The sequence below is a fragment of the Burkholderia sp. PvR073 genome (assembly GCF_054055695.1).
This window is the reverse complement of sequence record NZ_JBSRXO010000027.1, coordinates 1-22,997: the sequence shown is the minus strand read 5'-3', so window position 1 is coordinate 22,997 and position 22,997 is coordinate 1. Positions and strand designations below refer to the sequence as shown.

At 64.4% G+C, this 22,997-nt stretch carries 25 protein-coding genes and 1 pseudogene; 15 read left to right on the top strand and 11 right to left on the bottom strand.

Features of this window, described 5'->3' with window-relative positions; genetic code table 11:
- A pseudogene (locus ACVK00_RS34430) lies at positions 1 to 164 on the bottom strand (AMP-binding protein); the annotation flags it as partial.
- Positions 165 to 490: 326 nt separating this feature from the next.
- Here ACVK00_RS34430 and ACVK00_RS34425 point away from each other — a divergent pair.
- The 9 genes from ACVK00_RS34425 (at position 491) to ACVK00_RS34385 (ending at position 7,793) form a co-directional block, all read left to right on the top strand.
- A complete protein-coding gene (locus ACVK00_RS34425) occupies positions 491 to 1,399 on the top strand; it encodes a DMT family transporter (RefSeq protein ID WP_284900874.1) in 909 nt (302 codons plus the stop codon).
- A gap of 113 nt (positions 1,400 to 1,512) precedes the next feature.
- On the top strand, positions 1,513 to 2,118 hold the full coding sequence (locus ACVK00_RS34420) for a TIGR00645 family protein (protein WP_105789192.1): 606 nt from the start codon (positions 1,513 to 1,515) through the stop codon (positions 2,116 to 2,118).
- Between the two features lie 34 nt (positions 2,119 to 2,152).
- Positions 2,153 to 3,676 carry a fumarate hydratase gene (locus ACVK00_RS34415; protein ID WP_006762441.1) on the top strand — a complete coding sequence of 508 codons (1,524 nt, stop codon included), beginning with the start codon at positions 2,153 to 2,155 and terminating at the stop codon, positions 3,674 to 3,676.
- A 193-nt stretch (positions 3,677 to 3,869) separates the two neighbouring features.
- Positions 3,870 to 4,346, top strand: coding sequence for a bacterioferritin (bfr, locus tag ACVK00_RS34410; RefSeq protein WP_047898567.1), 477 nt, complete (start codon positions 3,870 to 3,872; stop codon positions 4,344 to 4,346).
- 37 nt (positions 4,347 to 4,383) lie between these two features.
- Positions 4,384 to 5,247, top strand: coding sequence for a glutamate racemase (murI, locus tag ACVK00_RS34405; protein ID WP_166724386.1), 864 nt, complete (start codon positions 4,384 to 4,386; stop codon positions 5,245 to 5,247).
- A gap of 150 nt (positions 5,248 to 5,397) precedes the next feature.
- Entirely contained in the window at positions 5,398 to 5,634 is a 237-nt protein-coding gene (locus ACVK00_RS34400) for a (2Fe-2S)-binding protein (RefSeq protein ID WP_011885486.1), read from the top strand.
- Between the two features lie 217 nt (positions 5,635 to 5,851).
- Positions 5,852 to 6,583, top strand: a complete 732-nt coding sequence (locus tag ACVK00_RS34395; protein WP_284900873.1) for an energy transducer TonB — start codon at positions 5,852 to 5,854, stop codon at positions 6,581 to 6,583.
- A gap of 36 nt (positions 6,584 to 6,619) precedes the next feature.
- Positions 6,620 to 7,351, top strand: a complete 732-nt coding sequence (locus ACVK00_RS34390) for a MotA/TolQ/ExbB proton channel family protein (RefSeq protein WP_228904949.1) — start codon at positions 6,620 to 6,622, stop codon at positions 7,349 to 7,351.
- Positions 7,352 to 7,364: 13 nt separating this feature from the next.
- Entirely contained in the window at positions 7,365 to 7,793 is a 429-nt protein-coding gene (locus ACVK00_RS34385; protein WP_006754473.1) for an ExbD/TolR family protein, read from the top strand.
- Positions 7,794 to 8,185: 392 nt separating this feature from the next.
- Here the strand turns inward: ACVK00_RS34385 and ACVK00_RS34380 are convergent, their stop codons facing one another.
- Entirely contained in the window at positions 8,186 to 9,163 is a 978-nt protein-coding gene (locus ACVK00_RS34380; protein WP_166724388.1) for a LysR family transcriptional regulator, read from the bottom strand.
- A 122-nt stretch (positions 9,164 to 9,285) separates the two neighbouring features.
- Here ACVK00_RS34380 and ACVK00_RS34375 point away from each other — a divergent pair, with 122 nt between their 5' ends.
- From ACVK00_RS34375 to hemP, 3 genes are all read left to right on the top strand, one after another.
- Positions 9,286 to 10,158 (top strand): pirin family protein, encoded by an 873-nt coding sequence (locus tag ACVK00_RS34375; protein WP_228904951.1) that lies wholly within the window; start codon positions 9,286 to 9,288, stop codon positions 10,156 to 10,158.
- Between the two features lie 99 nt (positions 10,159 to 10,257).
- A complete protein-coding gene (locus ACVK00_RS34370; protein ID WP_228904952.1) occupies positions 10,258 to 10,740 on the top strand; it encodes an SRPBCC family protein in 483 nt (160 codons plus the stop codon).
- 137 nt (positions 10,741 to 10,877) lie between these two features.
- Positions 10,878 to 11,123: a hemin uptake protein HemP gene (gene hemP / locus ACVK00_RS34365; protein WP_006760849.1), complete on the top strand. Its 246-nt coding sequence runs from the start codon at positions 10,878 to 10,880 to the stop codon at positions 11,121 to 11,123.
- Positions 11,124 to 11,443: 320 nt separating this feature from the next.
- Here the strand turns inward: hemP and ACVK00_RS34360 are convergent, their stop codons facing one another.
- From ACVK00_RS34360 to uvrB, 5 genes are all read right to left on the bottom strand, one after another.
- Entirely contained in the window at positions 11,444 to 12,841 is a 1,398-nt protein-coding gene (locus ACVK00_RS34360; protein ID WP_228904954.1) for a 4Fe-4S binding protein, read from the bottom strand.
- Positions 12,838 to 13,680: an FTR1 family iron permease gene (locus ACVK00_RS34355; protein WP_228904955.1), complete on the bottom strand. Its 843-nt coding sequence runs from the start codon at positions 13,678 to 13,680 to the stop codon at positions 12,838 to 12,840. Before ACVK00_RS34355 ends, ACVK00_RS34360 begins: the two co-directional genes overlap by 4 nt.
- A gap of 58 nt (positions 13,681 to 13,738) precedes the next feature.
- A complete protein-coding gene (locus ACVK00_RS34350) occupies positions 13,739 to 14,071 on the bottom strand; it encodes a cupredoxin domain-containing protein (protein WP_059467825.1) in 333 nt (110 codons plus the stop codon).
- Between the two features lie 55 nt (positions 14,072 to 14,126).
- Complete coding sequence (locus tag ACVK00_RS34345) at positions 14,127 to 14,678, bottom strand: iron transporter (RefSeq protein ID WP_006754465.1); 552 nt, start codon at positions 14,676 to 14,678, stop codon at positions 14,127 to 14,129.
- Positions 14,679 to 14,897: 219 nt separating this feature from the next.
- The gene (gene uvrB / locus ACVK00_RS34340; protein WP_284900872.1) at positions 14,898 to 16,988 is read right to left on the bottom strand and encodes an excinuclease ABC subunit UvrB; all 2,091 of its coding nucleotides are present in this window, start codon (positions 16,986 to 16,988) and stop codon (positions 14,898 to 14,900) included.
- Between the two features lie 248 nt (positions 16,989 to 17,236).
- On the opposite strand from uvrB, the gene ACVK00_RS34335 reads away from it, so the two are divergent.
- Entirely contained in the window at positions 17,237 to 18,436 is a 1,200-nt protein-coding gene (locus ACVK00_RS34335; RefSeq protein ID WP_228904958.1) for an amino acid aminotransferase, read from the top strand.
- 148 nt (positions 18,437 to 18,584) lie between these two features.
- Here ACVK00_RS34335 and ACVK00_RS34330 read toward each other — a convergent pair whose 3' ends face one another.
- Positions 18,585 to 19,373 carry a 3-hydroxybutyrate dehydrogenase gene (locus tag ACVK00_RS34330; RefSeq protein WP_228888718.1) on the bottom strand — a complete coding sequence of 263 codons (789 nt, stop codon included), beginning with the start codon at positions 19,371 to 19,373 and terminating at the stop codon, positions 18,585 to 18,587.
- 164 nt (positions 19,374 to 19,537) lie between these two features.
- On the opposite strand from ACVK00_RS34330, the gene ACVK00_RS34325 reads away from it, so the two are divergent.
- Both ACVK00_RS34325 and ACVK00_RS34320 read left to right on the top strand, forming a co-directional pair.
- Positions 19,538 to 20,509, top strand: a complete 972-nt coding sequence (locus tag ACVK00_RS34325) for a potassium channel beta subunit family protein (RefSeq protein ID WP_006755757.1) — start codon at positions 19,538 to 19,540, stop codon at positions 20,507 to 20,509.
- A gap of 111 nt (positions 20,510 to 20,620) precedes the next feature.
- Positions 20,621 to 21,466, top strand: a complete 846-nt coding sequence (locus tag ACVK00_RS34320) for a 23S rRNA (adenine(2030)-N(6))-methyltransferase RlmJ (protein ID WP_105789183.1) — start codon at positions 20,621 to 20,623, stop codon at positions 21,464 to 21,466.
- A gap of 15 nt (positions 21,467 to 21,481) precedes the next feature.
- Here the strand turns inward: ACVK00_RS34320 and ACVK00_RS34315 are convergent, their stop codons facing one another.
- From ACVK00_RS34315 to cueR, 3 genes are all read right to left on the bottom strand, one after another.
- Complete coding sequence (locus ACVK00_RS34315; protein ID WP_006762479.1) at positions 21,482 to 21,850, bottom strand: hypothetical protein; 369 nt, start codon at positions 21,848 to 21,850, stop codon at positions 21,482 to 21,484.
- Between the two features lie 114 nt (positions 21,851 to 21,964).
- Entirely contained in the window at positions 21,965 to 22,111 is a 147-nt protein-coding gene (locus ACVK00_RS34310) for a DUF3563 family protein (RefSeq protein ID WP_006478295.1), read from the bottom strand.
- Between the two features lie 217 nt (positions 22,112 to 22,328).
- Positions 22,329 to 22,733, bottom strand: a complete 405-nt coding sequence (cueR, locus tag ACVK00_RS34305; protein ID WP_228904960.1) for a Cu(I)-responsive transcriptional regulator — start codon at positions 22,731 to 22,733, stop codon at positions 22,329 to 22,331.
- Between the last annotated feature and the right edge of the window lie 264 nt (positions 22,734 to 22,997).

Sequence of the window (22,997 nt, the reverse complement as noted above, 5' to 3'; positions counted from 1 at the left end):
AGGCCTTCGCGGGCGAGACGCGCCCAGAAGCCCTCGTAATCGCGCTCGGCTTCGGCGGCCAGCGCCTGGTAGGCCGGCATGCCGGAAATGGTTGCCGCCTTCGCGAGCGCCGCGGGCGGCGCAAACTGACGGGTTTCGTGAAGAACCGATTCAATCGCAGACATCGACTACCCCTTGGTGAACATGAATCCTCTGCATGGCGGCGCGATTCGTGCGCACCGCGCGTCTTGGCCGGCGCATCCATGCGCCGCTGTCTCCCACCACCTGCGCGCGCCCCGAAGGCCACGCACGATGCTGCACCGCACCACGTCACGCGACGGTGATCGTACGGCCCGGCGATTTCCACGATAAGCGCTCGAACTTACCCGTCACTTACGCGGCCTCGCCGTTTCGCACGCCGCCGCTCTACGGTCGGCGCTTGACCGTCAGCTTTACGCTGTTACAACTGCGACCCTACAATCGTAACTGAACTCGCCCCCCGGACTCCAGCTTGAATCGCTACGCCCTCTTTCTCATTCTGTCGATGCTGTTTGTCGGCAGCAACGTCGGTATCGGTAAATCCATCGTCGTCTTCGTCCCGGTCGCCATCCTCGCCACGCTGCGCTTCGTGATCGCGATCGCCGTGCTGTGGCCGCTGTTCAGCCCGGTGAAGATGCGGGCGGTCCGGCGCGCGGAATGGCTGAACCTGTTCCTGCAGGCGTTCTTCGGCACCTTCATGTTCACGCTGCTGATGCTCAACGGCGTGCAGCGCACGAGCGCGGTCGCAGCCGGCGTGATCACCAGCACGATCCCCGCCATCGTCGCGCTGTTCGCGTGGCTGATCCTGCGTGAAAAACCGAACGGCCGTGCGCTCGTGTCGATCGTGCTCGCGATCGCCGGCGTCGTGACGATCAATCTCGCGAACGGCGGCGCGTCCGCGCACGGCGCCGGCGGCAACTCGTCCGGCTCGCTGACCGGCAACCTGCTGATCCTCGGCGCCGTCTGCTGCGAATCGATCTACGTGATCCTGTCGCGCCGGCTCACGCAGACGCTCGCCCCGATCGACATCTGCGCGTACACGCACCTGTTCGGCCTGTGCCTGATGCTGCCGCTCGGCGCGACGGCGCTGTGGCATTTCGATTACGCGAGTGTGCCGGCCGGTACGTGGGCGCTCGTCGTCTGGTACGGGCTGTCGGCCAGCATCTTCTCGTTCTGGCTGTGGATGAAGGGCATCCGGCACGTGCCGGGCAGCCTCGCCGGCGTGTTCAGCGCGGTGCTGCCGGTCGCGGCCGCCGCGTACGGCATCGCGTTCCTCGGCGAACGCCCGACGCTCGCACACGGCATCGCGCTCGCGTGCGTCGTCACCGGCATCGTGCTCGCGAGCCTGCGCGTGAAACGCGCGCCAGCCGCTGCCGCCTGATCCGTCCCCGGCTCTCCCGGCGCGTCGCTGCAGTCGCGCCGGCCAACGCGTTACAATAGCGCGCCTTTTCAAGATTACCCCCGATACCTGCGCACAGCGCCCGTACCTCCATCATGTCTGCCCCGCATTCGCCCGGCTCCACCCGTCGTTCGCTACGCCCGCTTCCCGCGCTGATCTTCATGAGCCGCTGGCTCCAGGTTCCGCTTTATCTGGGCCTGATCGTCGCGCAGGCCGTCTATGTATTCCTGTTCCTGAAGGAAGTCTGGCACCTGCTGTCGCACGCGACCAGCCTCGACGAGATCAGCGTGATGCTCGCGGTGCTCGGTCTGATCGACGTCGTGATGATCTCGAACCTGCTGATCATGGTGATCGTCGGCGGCTACGAAACGTTCGTGTCGCGCCTCGGCATCGAGGGCCATCCCGACGAGCCCGAGTGGCTCGACCACGTGAACGCGGGCGTGCTGAAGGTCAAGCTGTCGATGGCACTGATCAGCATTTCGTCGATCCACCTGCTGAAGACCTTCATCAACCCGGACCAGCACACGACGCACGCGATCATGTGGCAGGTGATCATCCACGTGTCGTTCCTCGTATCGGCGCTCGTGATGGCGTGGGTCGACCGCCTGACGACCCATACGCACCCGGCCCATTTCCACGAGACGCACGCGCCAGCAGCGAACGAGTCCCGCAAGCCGGCCGAAGCAGCCGTCAACGCATAAACGCATTCCCCACAGTCCCCACAGAGTCTCAGCCATGACCGTCATCAAACAGGAAGACCTGATCCAGAGCATCGCGGATTCGCTGCAGTACATCAGCTACTACCACCCGCTCGACTACATCCAGGCCCTCGGCCGCGCGTACGAGCTGGAAGAAAGCCCGGCCGCGAAGGACGCGATCGCGCAGATCCTCACGAACAGCCGCATGTGCGCGGAAGGCAAGCGCCCGATCTGCCAGGACACCGGCATCGTCACGATCTTCGTGAAGGTCGGCATGGACGTGCGCTGGGACGGCGCGACGATGGGCCTCACCGACATGATCAACGAAGGCGTGCGCCGCGGTTACACGCACCCGGACAACGTGCTGCGCGCATCGATCGTCAACCCGCCGGAAGGCGCCCGCAAGAACACGAAGGACAACACGCCGGCCGTGATCCACTACGAGATCGTGCCGGGCGACAAGGTCGACGTGCAGGTCGCGGCGAAGGGCGGCGGCTCGGAGAACAAGTCGAAGTTCGTGATGCTGAACCCGTCGGATTCGATCGTCGACTGGGTGCTGAAGACGGTCCCGACGATGGGCGCCGGCTGGTGCCCGCCGGGCATGCTCGGGATCGGCATCGGCGGCACCGCTGAAAAGGCGATGCTGATGGCGAAGGAATCGCTGATGGAGCCGATCGACATTCAGGAAATCATCGCGCGCGGTCCGAAGGACTGGGTCGAGGAACTGCGCGTCGAGCTGCACGAGAAAGTCAACGCGCTCGGCATCGGCGCGCAGGGCCTCGGCGGCCTCGCGACCGTGCTCGACGTGAAGATCATGGCCGCTCCGACGCACGCGGCGTCGAAGCCGGTCGCGCTGATCCCGAACTGCGCGGCCACGCGCCACGCGCACTTCGTGCTCGACGGCTCGGGTCCGGCCAAGCTTGAAGCGCCGTCGCTCGACGCATGGCCGAAGGTCCAGTGGGAACCGAACACCGAAACCAGCAAGCGCGTCGACCTGAACACGCTGACGCCGGAAGAAGTCGCGAGCTGGGCGCCGGGCCAGACGCTGCTGCTGTCGGGCAAGATGCTCACGGGCCGCGACGCCGCGCACAAGCGCATCGCCGACATGCTCGCGAAGGGCGAGAAGCTGCCGGTCGACTTCACGAACCGCGTGATCTACTACGTGGGTCCGGTCGATCCGGTGCGTGACGAAGTGGTCGGCCCGGCAGGCCCGACGACGGCCACGCGGATGGACAAGTTCACCGAGACGATGCTCGCTCAGACGGGTCTGATCTCGATGGTCGGCAAGGCCGAACGCGGCCCGGTCGCGATCGACGCGATCAAGAAGCACAAGGCAGCCTACCTGATGGCGGTCGGCGGTGCGGCGTATCTCGTGTCGAAGGCGATCCGCGGCGCGAAGGTGCTCGCATTCGAAGACCTCGGCATGGAAGCGATCTACGAGTTCGACGTGCAGGACATGCCGGTGACGGTGGCCGTCGATTCGTCGGGCACGTCGGTGCACCAGACCGGTCCGAAGGAGTGGCAGGCGAAGATCGGCAAGATCCCGGTCGCAACCGCTTAAGCGCGATCGAACGAAAGGCCGGACGGGAGTCCGGCCTTTTTACTTCCCATTCCCATTCTCGCGCGCGGCCCGTTACTCAAGGCTGATTCTCATTACACGCAAAAGGCAGGCCCGACAAGGCTTCGAGGCTTGGCTTTTCTCGTTCGAGCGATTATCGTTCGGTTTCTGAAGCCCCACTGAACAAGGAATAGCCATGCAAGGCGACAAGAAAGTCATCGAATACCTGAACGCCCAACTGAAGAACGAACTCACGGCGATCAACCAGTACTTCCTGCATGCGCGCATGTACAAGCACTGGGGCCTCGACAAGCTCGGCAAGCACGAATACGACGAATCGATCGGCGAAATGAAGCACGCCGACTGGCTGATCGAGCGCGTGTTCATGCTCGACGGCCTGCCGAACCTGCAGGACCTGCACAAGCTGCTCGTCGGCGAGGAAACCGAAGAGATCCTGAAGTGCGACCTGAAGCTCGAGCAGATCTCGCAGACCACCTGCAAGGAAGCGATCGCCTACTGCGAATCGGTGCGTGACTACGTGTCGCGCGAAATCTTCGAAAAGATTCTCGACGACACCGAAGAGCACATCGACTGGCTGGAAACGCAGATCGACCTGATCGGCAAGGTCGGCCTGCAGAACTACCAGCAGACGATGATGGGTTCGCCCGAGTAATCGCCACCACGGCCCACATCGCCACCTCGCCGTCCGCATGACGATGACGCACCAGCCAGCCGCTTCCGGGGTCCGCCCCGCCGCCCCCGTCGGGATCTTCGATTCGGGGCTCGGCGGCCTGTCGGTACTGCGCGCCGTGCGCGCGCACCTGCCCGGCGAGTCGTTCGTCTATGTCGCCGATTCGCACCACGCGCCGTACGGGCCGCGCGACGAGGCGTTCATTACGGAACGCACGCTGGCCATCGGCGAGTGGCTCGCCCGCGAAGGGGCGAAAGCGCTCGTCATCGCGTGCAACACGGCAACGGCGCGAGCGATCGCGGCCATCCGCGAACGCCTGTCGATACCGCTCGTCGGTGTCGAACCGGGCATCAAACCGGCCGCCGCGCTGTCCACGACCGGCGTCGCGGGCGTCCTCGCGACGCAATCGACGCTGAACAGTCCCCGCTTCCAGGCGCTGCTCGACCGCTACGGCGCCGGCCGCCGCTTCATCTGCCAGCCGGGCCACGGGCTCGTCGAAGCGATCGAGCGCGGCGACACGAACTCGCCCGCATTGCGCACGTTGCTCGAGCGTTACCTGCAGCCGATGCTCGACGACGGTGCCGATACGCTGGTGCTCGGCTGCACGCACTATCCGTTCTTCACAGAAACGATTCGTGACCTTGTTGGCGACCGCCTGACGATCGTCGACACGAGCGATGCCATCGCGCGCCAGCTCGCGCGGGTGCTCGACGAACGCGGCCTGCGCGCGCCGGCCGGCACGCGTGCCGCGCCGCCGCGCTTTTGCTCGACGAGCGATGGCCTGCAACTGCGCGCCCTCGCCTCGACGCTGCTCGGCCTCGACGCGCCCGTCGAATCCGTCACCATCTCCTCGCCGAACGCGCGCGCCTGCGCGACCGCCTGACGCGCGCCGGCACCCCGCCGGCACGCCCTCTCCTGTCGCCCCCGCCTTTTCAAGGGTCCGATGGCCTTAAAAAAAGCCGTGCCCAGGCTTGTCAACACCCGCAAATTTAATGATAATAATTCGCATTACCGTTAGCTATCGCAACTCATCATGATCGTCTGCGTGTGCAAGTCTGTTTCGGATCGCAAGATTCGCGCGTCCCTCGCCGAGGGCGTGAGTTCCTTCGATGAACTCCAGTTCGAACTCGGCGTGGCCACGTGCTGCGGCAAGTGCGAGGAGTCCGTACGCGACCTCATGGCCGAGCAAGGCGTCTGCGCGAGCCGGTGCGGCGTCGAGCACCACGCTCACCCGATCCCGGTCACGTTCTACGACCGCAAGGCCGCCTGAGCGGCGCCGGGCGTGCGCATGCGGCCGCTGCCGCATTTTATGTCCGACCGTCAGCAAGCCATCTTCCGCGCGAGCCAGCGGCTTACCTGCCAAGGAGCCTGTCATGGAATTGCTGATCGGATTTGTGACCACCGTTTGCATCTCGCTGCTGATCTTCCGCAAGTAGTGCCGATTCACCCGCCGCGCCCCGGGTGCGACGTCGTTCTTTCAAGCTAACATGCAGGCTTCGCAATCCGCTCCTGCCGGCGTCTTGCCGGTTGCACCCCGTATGAATCCCCGGGTCATCACCGTCGCGGTCGGTGTGCTTGCCGCACACGCGATCATGCTGGCGGCCGCGTGGCTCCATCGCAACGCGCCGCCGCCGAAATCGGTCGAAGTCCAGTCGATCACCGCGCAGCTCATCACGCCTGCGCCGATCGCCCAGCAGGTCGCGGCCGAATCGATCCCGCAGCCCGCGCCGCCGAAGCCCACCCCGCGCGTCAAACCGAAGGTCGAGCCGAAGCCGGTGCAGAAAGCGGCGAAGCCTACGCCTCAGCCGGTTGCGCAATCGCCTGCCCCGTCGCCGACGCCCGCGCCGGCTGCCGATCCGACGCCGGCTCCCGCCGCGCCCACAGCTGCAGCGCCGGCCGCAACGCCCGCCCCGGCTCGCGAAACGATGCAGGTCAGCGCGCCCAAGAACGTGCCGGCGCTTCAATGCAACTTCGTGAAACCCGACTACCCGTCGATGTCGCGTCGCCGCGGCGAATCGGGCACCGCCTATGTTCACTTCGTCGTCGGCGTGACCGGCAAGATCGAAAGCGTCGAGCTGCAGAAGAGCAGCGGTTATCCGCGCCTCGACGATGCCGCACTCGACGCGATGCGCTCGACCACCTGCCGTCCGTATATCGAGAACGGCCAGGCGATCCGCGCCGCCCGCACACAGCCCTACAACTTCGGGCTCACCGACTAACCTGCCTCATCCGGAAGATTCAAAGGAAACAAAAAAATGCAAAGCTACGGTATCGCGCACGTCTGGGCGCAAGGTGATTTCGTCACGCGCGCCATTGCGATCACGCTGCTCGTGATGTCGGTCCTGTCGTGGATCGTGATCCTCGTCAAGGGCTGGAACGTGATTCGCCTGAACCGCCTCACGAAGAACGCGGAACAGGCGTTCTGGCATTCTGACGACTTCGACGACGGCATCAAGAAGCTCGGTCTCACCGCATCGACGCCGAACGACAACCCGTTCCTCGCGCTCGCGCTGTCGGGCAAGGAAGCCGCCGATCACCACCATCAGACGCAGCCGCACCTGCACGACCGCATGGACGTGTCCGACTGGGTCACGCGCTGCCTGAAGGACACGATGGACGAAGGCATCTCGCGCATGCAGGCCGGCCTCGCGATTCTCGCGTCGATCGGCAGCACGGCGCCGTTCGTCGGCCTGTTCGGCACGGTCTGGGGCATCTACCACGCGCTGCTCGTGATCGGCGCAACCGGCCAGACGTCGATCGACCAGGTCGCGGGCCCGGTCGGCGAATCGCTGATCATGACGGCCTTCGGCCTGTTCGTCGCGATTCCCGCCGTGCTCGGCTACAACGCACTGACCCGCGCGAACAAGGGTGTCGTCAGCAAGCTGCGCCGCTTCGCACACGGTCTGCACGCCTACTTCGTGACGGGCGCGCGCCTCGCGTCGTCGTCGCCCCGCGACGGCCTGCGTCTTGCGACGCGCGCCAGCTGAGACGAGGTGAATCATGGCAATGAACACCGGCTTCAGCGATGACGACGACGATGGCGTGATGAGCGAGATCAACATGACGCCGCTCGTCGACGTCATGCTCGTACTCCTGATCATCTTCCTCGTGACGATCCCGGCGATGCAGCACGCGGTGAAGATCGACCTGCCGCACGCGAGCAGCCAGCCCGTCGACGAAAAGCCGCAAACGGTCGACGTCGCGATCCAGGGCAACGGCACGATCCTGTGGAACGACCAGACGGTCACGCGCGAGCAGCTGCAGGCACACATCGCGGAAGCGGCACAGCATCAGCCGCAACCGGAGTTGCACCTGCGCGCCGATCGCAAGGTTGCCTATGAGCGTGTGGCGGAAGTGATGTCCGACGCGCAGGCCGGCGGCCTGACGAAGCTTGGCTTCGTGACAGAGCCGACCGCGAAGGCGAAGTAACGCACGCGCATTTTGCGCGTCGCTGTTCACCGTCGCCGGCTGCGTCTCGCCGGCCACACCTCGCCGGCCGCACAAAGTAAAAGGCCTTCATCGCCAGATGAAGGCCTTTTTTCATGCGCACGCGGGCGCCTTCGGGCGGCGGGCTCTTCGGCGGTATCGGTTGCGCCTCGAGCAACGCAATGCGGCTACCGTGGTCTGCACGGACTGCGCGTTCTGCCCTATCTGGCTCGCAATATATGCTGCCACCTGACTCCGCTCAGAACTTCCTTCGCGAAATGGGATTTCAATATAGGCCCGCGCGCGGACGCATTCAAGGCCTCGGCGATTGAAACTTGCGATTGCAGGCGACGCTTCAATGACAAAACAAATTTGCCACGACGCGCATCTTGCATTCAGGTGGACGAAACATCGGCCGCCGTGGCTTCCTTCTTCGCACGCTCGGGGCAGCTCGGCTGCTTGTAATCGCCGTGATCGAGCTTCTCGACCAAATAGTCGACGAACGCACGGACCGCGGGCGGCATTCCCTGCCGCGACACGAACACCGCATAGAGTTGCGGCACCGGCAACGTCCAGCCCGGCATCACCGGCGACAACTGGCCGGCGCGCAATGCATTGCCGTACATCATCTCCGGCAGCGCCGCGATGCCGAGGCCGTCGAGCACGGCCTCGCGGATCGTCATCAGATCGGCCGTCACAAGCCTCGGATCGTGCTCGTGCAAGTGACGGGTGCCGTCCGGCGCGATCAGGTTGAACACGTGCCGTCCGTCGACGCTCGGCGTATCGAGCGTCTCGAAGCGTGCCAGATCGTCCGGCACGAGCGGCGGCGCATTCTGGCTCAGCAGGCTCGGCGCGCCGACCAGCATCTGCTCGGTCCGCCACAATGGCCGCACGACGATGTTCGCGTTCTGCGGCGGCTCCGAGCGCACGCGCAACGCGACATCGACCGAATCCTCGAACAGGTCGATCACGCGGTTCGTCACCCGGATGTGCACCTTCACCTCGGGATAGCGGTGCAGGAATTCGGGGAGGATGCGCGACAGCATCGTCTGCGACAGCGTGACAGGGACGCTCACGCGCACCGAGCCGCGCGGCGACGAGCGCAGCTGCTGCACGGCGTTCATCGCGGCCTGGGCTTCGGCGAGCATCGCCTGGCAATGCTGGTAGAACAGCTCCCCGGCCTCGGTAAGTGCGAGCTTGCGCGTCGAACGCTGCAGCAGGCGCACGCCGAGCGCCGCTTCGAGTTCGGTCAGGCGCCGCGACAGGCGCGATTTCGAGATACCCAGCACGCGCTCCGCAGCCGAGAACCCGCCGTGTTCGACGACCTGCGAAAAATACATGAGGTCGTTCAGGTTGTGTGCATCGATGTTCATGTCATCGTTCCAATTTCAGAACAATCCATTGCGAACCGCCGCAAATCGGACCGCAAAACGCCCAATATAATAGCGCTATGTTTCAAAAATAACGCTATTCCGATGATTTCGAGGGCTTCTGCATGACGACCGCTCGCTCGCTTGACCGCACGTACCCCGCTCTTCGCACCACCGAGGGCGGCGGCTTCGTGGTTCACCGCCCGTTCCCGACCCGACTGCTGATGGATTTCGATCCGTTCCTGCTGCTCGATGAAATGGGCCCCGTCGACTATGCCCCCGGCGAAGCCAAGGGCGCGCCCGACCATCCGCATCGCGGCTTCGAGACCGTCACCTACGTGCTCGACGGGCGCTTTCGCCATCGCGACTCGGCCGGCCATGCCGGCACGCTCGGGCCCGGCGACGTGCAGTGGATGACGGCCGGCGCGGGCGTCGTGCACAGCGAAATGCCGGATCCCGAATTCGCGCAGGCAGGCGGGCGCTCGCACGGCTTCCAGCTGTGGGTCAACCTGCCGCGCCGCGACAAGCTGATCGCACCGCGCTACCAGGAAATCTCGGCCGACCGCATCCCGAGCGCCACGTCGCCGGACGGCCGTGCGCAGGTCCGCGTGATCGCCGGCGAAGCGTTCGGTGTGCGTGCCGCGATCGAGACGCGCACGCCGATCCTCTACCAGCATTTCACGCTGCAACCGGGCGCAACGGTCACGCAGCCGGTGCCGGCAGGTTATCGCGTATTCGCCTACCCGCTCGACGGAGCGGGCCGCTACGGGCCCGACAGGCAACGCGTCGACGCACGGCACATGGTCGTCTACGGTGACGATGGCGACGCCGTGACATTCGAAGCCGGCGATACGTCGCTCGAGCTGCTGCTGATCGGCGGCGTCCCGCTCAACGAGCCGATCGTCCGCTATGGCCCGTTCGTGATGAATACCGAGGAAGAGATCCGGCAGGCCGTCGTCGACTACCAGACGGGCCGCATGGGCCGCATCGAAGCGTGACGTGCAATCGGGGCCGCAACTGCCGCGAAACGGCTTGTTTTGCGTCACAATAACTTCTTGATCCATGTGGCTGCCCGCCACCAGAAGGAATCCGTCCCCTTGAACTTCGAACATCTGATCCAGATCAACTCCGACGATCCGGGCGTGCCGTCCCTGACCCGCGACCAGCTCTGGGAAGGCCTCGTGCTGCGCGCCGAACAGCCGCAGCTGTTCCTGATCGGTCTCGACAGCTGTGTCGTCCACGAACGGACGGACACGACGCTCGAACGCGAGCTGCACTACGGGCATGCGATCGTGCGCGACCGCGTGACGTTCATCCCGAACCAGCAAGTGCGCTACGACATCCATGCGGCCGGCGGTGAAATCGGCGGCTCGCTGACGATGACGATCGAGGAGCGTGAAGACCACGAGCTGTTCCTGCGTTTCGAATACCGCACGACGCTGACCGTCACGGACGACAGCGAGGAAGCGCGTCACACGCACGGCATCGTCAAGGAAGCGTATCGCACGTCGGACATCGATACGGTGCGCCTGATCCGCGAATACGCACAAGGGCGCAAGGACCCTGATCCGCTCCACTGACGGCGGCGGCGGCTGCGGGCCGCCCCTTTGACTCAAGCTATCAGGTTTGTTGCATCGATCGATAAAGAGTTTTTGTAAATGGGAATAGTTATCATTTAGAATTCATTCCATCGCATCGACTGTTACCGATCAACCGAATGACCGACACCACGCGCCCGACCACGCTGACCTTGCGCCGCACGACCGGCACCGCAAGCGGCAACCGTCAGAAGACGGCAGCGGTCACGACGCCGGCGAAACCCGCCGGAAGCCGCGATGCCGGCACACGGACCCTCAGCAGCGACGCGCTGCTGCAAGGTCACAGCCACATCAGCATCGCGCATAACGGAGAGACATATCAGTTGCGTGCCACGCGGCTCGGCAAACTGATCCTGACGAAGTAACGACAGAGTATTGTGGGGACCACCTCCCTGAGAGGTGTTGGGCAGTAGCCAGCGTAACGGCTTGCACGCGAGATCTAGACCCCTTCGTGCAAATACACTCAAGCAGCCGTTGCAGCAAGCCAAGCCACTTTTTTGGTTCTCGCACAAGGAAGAAAAAAAGCGACACGTCGAAAGACGTGTCGCTTTTTGTTTGGGCGTCCACAGACAAAGGAAAAGGCATCGCAGCTGTCGGCGCTGCTGTTTCAGCGGACTCCGGAGCCCGGCGGCGGAACACCTCGCCTGCTACTCCTGAGCGCGGCCGCAAGGCCTTCAATCCCGCATCAGAAACCCCAGAACATCAACCACCACGCGCTGTCGATGACGGCCAGGCCGGCCGCGAACCACGCGAATGCAGCCAGTCGGCGCGGCCACGCGGCATAGCGCCCCGTCACCTTCCAGGCCAGCCACGCGCTCCACGCGTTCGCACAAACCAGAATCGCGATGCGCACATCCGTCGCCCAGCCGAGCGGCACGTGCTCGGCCCGCAGCAGCGATAGCGTCGTCGCCGACAGCCCGAGGAACACGCCAGCACCCGCGATCGGAATCAGCGCCTGCGCGAGATGATGAAGACGCACGCGGTCGAAACGGCCGAGCATCAGCGTCGCGCCGGCCAGCAGCACGAGCAGCGCGGTACCGTACACGAGCCCCGTGCCGACGATATAGCCGACGACCAGCCCGCCGTCGAGCCACGAGAACACGTCGTTGCGATCCGGGTAATGCGTGAGCAGGAACCACGGCGCATTGGTCTCGAGCGGCCACGTGATGTCGTGGTCGATCAGCCAGCCCGCGAGGAATTGCTTGATCTGCACGAACCACGGGCTGACGGTCCAGTGGAACGCACCGATCGCGACGCCGAGCAGGCCGTACAGGATCAGCGCCGTGTCCCACGGGTTCGCCTGTTGCGCGCCGAGGTTCACGACCTCGTCGGACGGCGAGCGCCACGACAGTTCGATCGCATCGCGGTGCCCGCTGCAGCGGCCGCACATGTGGCACTCGGCGGCGCCTTTCATGTTGCGCAACGGCACGAGCGGCGCGCAGTTGATCGGAATCACGCGATGTCCGTGCTCACCGTTCTTGTACGAGCGTCGCCAGGCATCCTCGTCGACCTTGTAGCGCATCGGCGCGAGCCGCGACAGCAATCCGAACACGCCGTTGACCGGGCACAGGTACTTGCACCACACGCGCTTCTCGCGGCCGTACAGCAGGCCGATCACGATCGCGCCCACGGTCGAGCCGCCGAGCACGAACAGCACGGCGAGCGGGTACTGGTACACGCTGACCATCTGCCCGTAGATCGTCGTGAGCCCGAACGCGACGAACGGCCAGCCGCCCCACCGCATCCAGCGCGGAATCGCGGCGCCGCGGCCGAACCGGCTCGCGTATTCGGTGAGCGCGCCTTCCGGGCACAGCACGCCGCACCAGACGCGGCCGAGCATCACCATCGACAGCAGCACGAACGGCCACCAGATGCCCCAGAACACGAACTGCGCGATCAGCGTGAGGTTGTTCCACAGGTGCGCGGAATCGTCCGGCAGCGGCAACACCGCCGGCACGATGATCAGGAATGCATAGACGGCGACGACGACCCACTGGATGCCGCGGATCGCCGCGCCGTGGCGCTGCATCCACTGGCCGGCCTGTGCGAGCCAGCCCGGCTTGGTTGCGGCGGCAACGCTCATGCCGTGCGGCCCGCTGTGACGGCCGGACGGCGGCTCGCGCGCTTCATCAGCAACCAGACGACCGCCCAGTACACCGCATAGGCGACCAGGTTGGTCAGCGCCGGGTGCGCGCGATAGCCGGTCAGCGTCGCGACGAGCGAACCGAACGTGCCGGAATCATCGAGGATCGCGGACGTGTCCCACACCTGCGAGATGCCGAGCGGCAGGATTTCCTTGTCGATCAGCTTGTCGACGCCGGTCTGGAACAGGCCCGCACCGAGGAACAGCAGCATCACTTCGGTGACGCGGAAGAAATGCCGCCACGAGAAGTACTTGCCGCCGAGCTGCAGCAGATAGAACGTGAGGAACGCGAGGCCGAGGCCGATCAAGACCGCGAGCATCTGGCTGGCGTCCACGTGCCCCGACTGGCCGAAACCGAGGCCGTACAGGAAGATCACCGTTTCGCTGCCTTCGCGGGCGATCGCGAGCGCGACCAGCACGGCAACGCCCCACCAGTTCGAATCGCGCGTGCTCTGCTGCAGCGACTGCTCCATGTCGCGCTTCAGCGTGCGGCCGTGCCGGCGCATCCACAACACCATCTGCACGATCAGCACGCAGGCGATCAGCACCATCGCGGTCTGGAAATAGTCCTGTGCGTCGCCGGACAGCACTTCAGTGAAGCCGACGAGTGCGGCGCCGAGGCCGACTGCCATCAGCAGGCCGACTGCCACACCCGTCCACAGAAAGGGCAGGCCGCGGCGCGCGTCGTCGTCGCCGTTCTTCAGCCATGCATAGAGGATGCCGACGACGAGCAGCGCTTCGACGCTCTCCCGCCAGACGATGAACAAGATCTGACCCATTGAATCCTCCTGACGTGCGGGGCACGGCACGCGTGCACCCGTACGCAGATAAAACGCATTACTTCGCGACGATCACGCCCTGTGCCTGCTGGTGGAAATCGTCGAAAAACTTGTACTCGCCCGGCGACAGCGGGGCGACAACCACGAACGAATCGGCGCCCGGCGCGAGCACCTTCTCCTTGCGCAACTGCACGCTCTCGAATTCGGCGGCGCCCTTGCCGGTATTCCTGATCTCGATCTTGAAGCGCTGACCGGCCGGCACTTCGATGCGGGCGGGACTCAGCTTGCCGTCCGTCATCTCGAGCTTGAACGTCGGCAGATCGGCGGCATGCGCCGCGCCGGCAAGCCACAGCGCGGCGGCTGCGGCGACGATTTTCTGGGGAAATTTCATTCTGGGTTCTCTACGCTGACGGCGCGCCGAAGCGCGCCGTCCGTGATGCCGCCGATCAGTACCCGCCCTTCTTGCCGATGCCGGCGAACGGGAAGTCGTATTCGAGGGTGACGGGCTTGAACCATGCACCCACGCCGGTTTCCTTGTCGACGTGACGGCCGAACGCCATGTGGCCCGACTGCATCGGCGGCTTGACGATCATCGTCAGGTGGTACTTGCCCGGGCCGGCCAGCTTCACGTTGTCGCCGTAGTGCGGGCCGTCGCTCGCGACCATGCCCATCAGGTCGCCTTCGGCCTTCCACTTCGTGTCGCCCTGCTTCGTCAGCTTGTACGTGACCTGCAGGTACGGCATCCAGTCGCCTTCCGCGAAACCCGTCGGGTTGTTCTTGACCGCGTGGATGTCCGCCTCGAGGTGGATGTCCGAATCCGACGCCTTGCGCATCATCCCTTCCGGATCCATCGTGATCGGCTGCAGGTACACCGCGCCGATTTCCATGCCGCCCTGGATCTGCTGCTTGCCGATCGGATATTCGGCCGCCGAGGCCGACATCGCGGCAAGCGCCGCCGCTACCGCAACCGACGTGCGGATGAACGAAGAACCCAACATGGACACTCCTTGTTATTTGTCTGACAAGCTGCCAACCGCCCTCCTGGACGGCTCGCCGAAAACACTAACGCAATGAAGAACGCTAATGCGAACTATTCTCAATACTTGCGAAGTGTAGCACCGAACCGGCGCCGGAACAAACAAGCCCCCCGGTAAACCCCTGATGCGACAAGGCTTACAGCCGAGTTACCGGGAGGTTTCAGTGACGTTTGGAAAGATTTACCGGCCGCCGTTGACGTGGTCGCCCACGTTCGCGCCGAACACACGTTCGCGCAGCAGCGCCAGCTGGTCGCGGGTGGCTGCGGCCTTTTCGAATTCGAGGTTCTTCGCGTAGTCGGCCATCTGCTTTTCGAGACGCTTGATTTCTTTCGCGAGCTGCTTTTCCGACATGTCCTCGAACTTCGCGCGTTGCTGCGCTTCCTTCAGCTCGGCGCGCGCGTCGTCGGCGTTGTAGACGCCGTCGATGATGTCCTTGATGCGCTTCACGACGCCGCGCGGCGTGATGCCCATCTTCTCGTTGTGCGCGATCTGCTTCGCGCGGCGCCGTTCGGTCTCGCCGATCGCGCGCTTCATCGATTCGGTCATCGTGTCGGCGTAGAGGATCGCCTTGCCGTTCACGTTACGCGCCGCACGGCCGATCGTCTGGATCAGCGAGCGCTCGGCGCGCAGGAAGCCTTCCTTGTCAGCGTCCAGAATCGCCACGAGCGACACTTCCGGAATGTCCAGGCCTTCGCGCAGCAGGTTGATCCCGACCAGCACGTCGAACGTGCCGAGTCGCAGGTCGCGGATGATCTCGACCCGCTCCACCGTGTCGATGTCGCTGTGCAGATAGCGCACCTTGACGCCGTGGTCGGCAAGAAACTCGGTGAGCTGCTCGGCCATCCGCTTCGTCAGCACGGTGATCAGCACGCGCTCGCCGGCGTTCACGCGCGCGTTGATCTCGGTCAGCACGTCGTCGACCTGCGAGCTGGCCGGGCGCACTTCGATTTCCGGATCGACGAGCCCGGTCGGCCGCACCACCTGCTCGGCGATCTGCCCCGTCACGCGCTTCTCGTAGTCGGCAGGCGTCGCCGACACGAACACCACCTGGCGCATCTTGCGTTCGAACTCCGGGAACTTGAGCGGTCGGTTGTCCAGCGCCGACGGCAGCCGGAATCCGTAGTTGACGAGATTCTCCTTGCGCGCGCGGTCGCCGTTGTACATGCCGTTCAGCTGGCCGATCAGCACATGCGATTCGTCAAGCAGCATCAGCGCGTCGGGCGGCAGGTAGTCGACGAGCGTCGGCGGCGGCTCGCCGGGTGCGGCGCCCGAGAAGTGCCGCGAGTAGTTCTCGATGCCCTTGCAGAAACCGAGCTCCTGCAGCATCTCGAGATCGAAGCGCGTGCGCTGCTCGAGGCGCTGCGCCTCGACGAGCTTGCCATCGCGGTGGAAGAACTCGAGGCGCTCGCGCAATTCGTCCTTGATCGTCTCGACCGCACGCATCACGGTGTCGCGCGGCGTCACGTAGTGCGACGACGGATATACCGTGAAGCGCGGAATCTTCTGCCGCACGCGGCCGGTCAGCGGGTCGAACAGCTGCAGCGTCTCGACCTCGTCGTCGAACAGCTCGACGCGCACGGCCATCTCCGCATGCTCGGCCGGGAAGATGTCGATCGTGTCGCCGCGCACGCGGAACGTGCCGCGCTGGAAGTCCTGATCGTTGCGCGAGTACTGCATCGCGATCAACCGCGCGATCACGTCGCGCTGGCCGAGCTTGTCACCGGCGCGCAGCGTCAGGATCATCTTGTGGTACTCGGACGGGTTGCCGATACCGTAGATCGCCGACACCGTCGCGACGATCACCACGTCGCGGCGCTCCATCAGGCTCTTCGTCGCCGACAGCCGCATCTGCTCGATGTGCTCGTTGATCGACGAGTCCTTCTCGATGAACAGGTCGCGCTGCGGCACGTACGCTTCCGGCTGGTAATAGTCGTAGTACGAGACGAAGTACTCGACCGCGTTGCGCGGGAAGAACTCGCGGAACTCCGCGTAGAGCTGCGCCGCGAGCGTCTTGTTCGGTGCAAACACGATCGCCGGGCGGCCGAGCCGCGCGATCGTGTTCGCCATCGTGAAGGTCTTGCCCGAACCCGTCACGCCGAGCAGCGTCTGGAATGCGAGGCCGTCGCCGACACCTTCGACGAGCGTTTCGATCGCGGTCGGCTGGTCGCCTGCGGGCGGATACGGCTGGTATAGCTGAAATGGCGACCCTTCGAAGGTCACGAATTTCGATTCGTCAAGCGCGTCGCCGACTTCGGCGTGATGTTCGGACATGGAGTGCGGCCGGAGCGAGGGCAAAAGACTATTCTAGCGCTTCGCGACGTTGCGGACCGCTGACGGCTCCTGACGCGCGGCAACGGCCGAAATCGCAATTCGCCGCGCAATCGCCGCCTCCGGCAGCGTGAATTCGCTACAATATCAGGCTGCTGCGCTTTCCGGCGCCGTGCCCGTTGGCGCGCGGTCCGCTGCGCCCGCCCCGCCGGCTGAAAGCCTGACCCTCTTTTCACTACTGCCGAATCATCATGTCGCTCTTCTCCGCTGTCCAGCTTGCTCCCCGCGACCCGATCCTGGGCCTGAACGAAGCCTTCAACGCCGATGCGCGTCCGACCAAGGTCAACCTCGGCGTCGGTGTGTACACGAACGAAGAAGGCAAGATTCCGCTGCTGCGCGCCGTTCGCGAAGCGGAAAAGGCACGTGTCGACGCCGGCCTGCCGCGCGGCTATCTGCCGATCGACGGGATCGCCGCCTACGACGCAGCGGTGCAGAAGCTGCTGCTCGGCAACGATTCCCCGCTGATCGCCGCAGGCCGCGTGGTCACGGCGCAGGCACTGGGCGGCACGGGCGCGCTGAAGATCGGCGCCGATTTCCTGCGCACCGTGAATCCGAACGCGAAGGTTGCGATCAGCGACCCGAGCTGGGAAAACCACCGCGCGCTGTTCGAAGCCGCCGGCTTCGAAGTCGTCGCCTATCCGTACTACGACGCCGCCACCAACGGCGTGAACTTCGAAGGCATGCTGTCGGCGCTGAACGGCTATGCGGCAGGCACGATCGTCGTGCTGCACGCGTGCTGCCACAACCCGACCGGCGTGGACCTGACCGAAGCGCAATGGCAGCAGGTCGTCGACGTCGTCAAGACGCGCAACCTCGTGCCGTTCCTCGACATGGCCTACCAGGGCTTCGGCGAGAACATCGAGGCAGATGCAGCTGCGGTGCGCCTGTTTGCCGCGGCCGACCTGAACGCATTCGTGTCGTCGTCGTTCTCGAAGTCGTTCTCGCTGTATGGCGAGCGCGTCGGCGCGCTGTCGATCATCACGTCGAGCAAGGAAGAAGCGACGCGTGTGCTGTCGCAACTGAAGCGCGTGATCCGCACGAACTACTCGAACCCGCCGACCCATGGCGGCGCCATCGTCGCGGCCGTGCTCGCGTCGCCGGAACTGCACGCTGCGTGGGTGCAGGAACTCGGCGAAATGCGCGACCGCATCCGTGCGATGCGCAACGGCCTCGTCGAGCGCCTGAAGGCGAGCGGCGTGGATCGCGACTTCAGCTTCATCAACGCGCAGCGCGGGATGTTCTCGTATTCGGGCCTGACCTCGGCGCAAGTCGATCGCCTGCGCGAAGAGTTCGGCATCTACGCAGTCGGCACGGGCCGCATCTGCGTCGCAGCGCTGAACACGCGCAACCTCGACGCGGTCGCCAATGCAGTCGCAGCGGTCCTGAAGTAAGTCGGCATCAGCGGGCGGCGGCCGTCACCGGCCCACCCTGCCGAAACAAAAAACGCGCTCCCCGGAGCGCGTTTTTTTATGCCGTCGTGCATTGTCGGCGACTGCTCGGCACGAGCAGTACGCGTCGCGACCACCCGTGCCGGACCCGTTACTGCATGAACCAGCCGTGGCTGACGACGACCGACTGCCCCGTGAGCGCGGCGCTCGGGAACGCCGACAGGAACAGCACTGTCTGCGCGACGTCCTGCACCGTCGTGAACACGCCGTCGACCGTGTTGCCGAGCATCACCTTCTTGATCACTTCCTCTTCGCTGATCCCGAGCTCCTTCGCCTGCTCCGGAATCTGCTTGTCGACGAGCGGCGTGCGCACGAAGCCCGGACACACGACGTGCGAGCGCACGTTGTGCTTCGCGCCTTCCTTCGCCAGCACGCGCGCCAGGCCGAGCAGACCGTGCTTGGCCGTCACGTAGGCCGACTTCAGCGGCGACGCTTCGTGCGAGTGCACCGAACCCATGTAGATCACGACGCCGCCGCGATCATCCTTGTACATGTGCTTGAGCGCGGCCTTCGTCGTCAGGAACGCGCCGTCGACGTGGATCGCCTGCATCTTCTTCCAGTCGGAGAACGAGTAATTCTCGATCGGATTGACGATCTGGATGCCGGCATTCGACACGAGGATGTCGATCGAGCCGAACGCTTCGGCGACCTTGTCGATGCCGCTATTCACGGCGTCCTCGTTGGTCACGTCCATCGCGACGCCGATCGCCTTGCCACCTGCCTTGTTGATCTCGTCGGCAACCGCGTTCGCGCCGTCCTGGTTCAGGTCGGCGATCGCGACTGCCGCGCCCGCCTTGGCGAGCTCCAGTGCGATTTCCTTGCCGATGCCGCTTGCGGCGCCCGTGACGACTGCGGTCTTGCCGCTCAGATCTGCTGCCATGTCAGTCTCCTTCCTTTATCGGATCGAAAAAGCGCGCCCCCGCCGCATCCGCTTTCGTCGCGTGGTCGTGCCGGCGGGCCAGCCGCTATTGTGCACGATCGGCCCCGCCGTTCGCGCGCAAAACGTCTAAGCTTAAGGTCGGTTCCGAGTCGCGGGAGATTCTCATGCACTATCGACGGCTAGGCCGCTCCGGCCTGCAGATCAGCGAGCTTTCGCTCGGCTCATGGGTCACTTACGGCAACCAGGTCGATCAGCGGGCCGCCCGCGAATGCCTCGCGGCGGCCCGCGATGCGGGTGTCAATTTCTTCGACAACGCCGAGGTCTACGCGGGCGGCAAATCGGAGGAAATCATGGGCCAGGCGCTCAAGTCTCTCGGCTGGCCGCGCATCAGCTACCTCGTGTCCACGAAGTTCTTCTGGGGGCTCGCGGAAGCCCCGAATCAGTACCACACGCTGAACCGGAAATATCTGCTCAACGCGATCGACGGCTCGCTGCGCCGGCTGCAGCTCGACTATGTCGACCTCGTCTACTGCCATCGCCCGGATCCAAACACGCCGATCGAGGAAACCGTCTGGGCGATGAGCGACATGATCGTGCGCGGCAAGGCGCTGTACTGGGGCACGTCCGAATGGAGCGCCGACGAGATCCGCGCGGCGTACGAGATTGCTGAGCGGCACCATCTGCACAAACCGGTCGTCGAGCAGCCGCAGTACAACCTGTTCCACCGTACCCGCGTCGAGCGGGAATACGCGCGGCTCTACGACGACTACGGCCTCGGCCTGACGACCTGGAGCCCGCTTGCATCGGGGCTGCTCACCGGCAAGTACCGCAATGGCGTACCGCCGGGCAGCCGCGCGCAACTGCAGGGCTACGACTGGCTCCGCGACCGGCTGACGGACCCGACCAGCAACGATGTGGTCGAACGGCTCGGCGGGATCGCAGCCGAACTCGGTTGCAGCACCGCCCAGCTCGCGATCGCGTGGGTACTCGCGAATCCGCGCGTGAGTTCGGTCATTACGGGCGCGTCCCGGATCGAGCAGATCGGCGACAACATGCGCGCGCTCGACGTTGCCGCAAAGCTGACGCCGGAGGTCAAGCAACGCATCGAGGAGGCCGTCGGCGACGCATACGAGTAAGGCGACTCACGTCCACTCGCGTACAATACGCGGCCGCATTGGGGCACGGCCCGACGGCCGCGCGCGATCGTCCGTTTTCATCGATTCATCTTTCGTTTCAGGCAGCCAGCCATGCTCAGTTATCGTCACGGTTTTCACGCAGGCAACCACGCGGACGTGCTCAAGCACGCCGTCGTCGTCCAGCTGCTGCGCTACCTGAACAAGAAAGACAAGTCGTACTGGTACATCGACACGCACGCGGGCGCCGGCGTGTATTCACTGCGCGAGGGTTATGCGGCCAAGACGGGGGAATTCGACACCGGCATCGGCCCGCTGTGGAACGACAAGAACCTGCCTGAGGCGCTCGGCGACTACATCGACGAGGTGCGCGCGCTGAACGACGACGGCGAGCTGCACTACTATCCGGGCTCGCCGTATCTTGCATGGCGCGCGATGCGCGAGCAGGACCGGATGCGCCTGTTCGAAATGCACACGACGGAAATCGACGTGCTGCGTCACAACTTCCGCGACGCCGGGCGACGCGCGATGATTTTCGCCGGTGACGGCTTCGAGGGCATCAAGGCGCTGCTGCCGCCGCCGCCGCGACGCGCGCTCGTGCTGATCGATCCGTCCTATGAGGACAAGAAAGATTACGCGCGCACGGTGGCCTGCGTAACGGAATGCCTGAAGCGTTTCGCCACCGGGTGTTACGCGATCTGGTATCCGCAGGTTGCGCGGGTGGAGTCGCAGCGTTTTCCTGAACAGCTCAAGCGCCTGCAGCCGAACAACTGGCTGCACCTGACGTTGACGGTATCGAATCCGCCGGCCGATGGCCTGGGACTTTACGGCAGCGGAATGTTCATCCTGAATCCGCCGTACACGCTCGCACAGAGCATGAACGAAGCGCTGCCCTATCTCGTCGAACGCCTGGGACAGGACAGCGGCGCCCGGTGCGAGATCGAGCACCGCGGGAACTGAGCGGGCTGCGTGCCGTTACGGTTGCAGTCTCGGGGTGGGTCTTGGCTGATTCGCAGGCGACGCACCCCAGCCCGGCACATTGATATACGGCGCGACGAACAACGGGACCGACGAATTCGGTCCCTGCCCGGCCGGCGTTCGCATGCCCGCGGGTTCGACAATCGGCTCGGACGATAACGGCGCCGTTTGCAACACCAGGCCACCCTTGCCATCCTGGATCCCGCGTTGCGTATCGAGAATCAGCGGCTTGGACGAAGTCGCTGCACCAGCCGCGATGCCGTGAACGAGCACCGCAGCGCCCAAAACGAGACGCGCACGGGAAGCGTGACGCACATCCAGACGCAAGCGCATGGTCGTAATCTTCCGGTTGAAAAGCAGGTCCATACCATAGCGCTGCGCTGACGATTTCGCCAGATCCGGCGCACAAAAAAACAAAGCCCCGTCAATACGGGGCTTGCTTTTCGTTCGGTGCCACACGGCACCTGACGGTGACTCCGATTACAGCGAGTAGCCGTTGGTCTCGAGCGAACGAATGCGGCTCTCGAGTTGGACGATATCCGACGACGTAGCGAGGTAAGCCTCACGGCGCTCGCGCTCTGCGGATTCGAACCAGTTGCTCAGCTTTTCGACGATGTAGGCGATCATGACGTTCTCCAAGGAAGGGGGGAACCCTGGCGAATTCGAGATTCAGGGATTTCCCGTATAGGGTTATCCCGAATTATAGCGATGCCGCACCAAGATGCTAGTGAAATGCTTGCATGGAAGCCATTCCAATTCGGAATGGTTTGTGAAGCATCTTCGTCAACCCACTGATTTATAAGGATATTGAATTGAGGTCCATCTCCGGCCTCGAGGACGCGCACTAATCTGGTTCATCGACCGGGTCGGCCAGACGCGCCAAGATCGGGCATTCCGGGCGTCCGTCACCATGGCAGTGCGCGGCGAGATCGGCGAGCGTATTGCGCATGTCGCTCAATTCCGCGATGCGCTTGTCGAGTTCGGCTACGTGTTCGAGGGCGATCGACTTCACTTCGGCGCTGGCGCGGGAGCGGTCTTGCCAGAGCATCAGCAACTTGCGGATATCCTCGACGAGAAAGCCGAGCCGCCGTGCCTGGCGGATGAAGCGCAGGATATGGACTTCGTCCGAACCGTAGATCCGGTATCCGGCGTCGCTACGCTTGCTCGGCGCAAGGAGGCCGACCTGTTCGTAGTACCGGATCATTTTTGCGCTGACGCCGGATTCGCGTGACGCGTCGCCGATATTCATTCCCTGCCCTCTCTCCATCAAGCTCTGGTCGAACACGAACGTCGATGCACGCAGCTGTCGACGACACTTCGATCGTATCAAATCGCGTGATTTCGTTCCGACGTGGGTAATGACGGCAGGATCGACAGCGACCACGCCCCCACCTCGCTGCCATCGCTCTTTTCCGCCACCCAAATGCAAAAACCCCCGCCTTGTCGGGCGGGGGTTCTTGGCTTAGGGAGCCTGACGATTACCTACTTTCACACGGGAATCCGCACTATCATC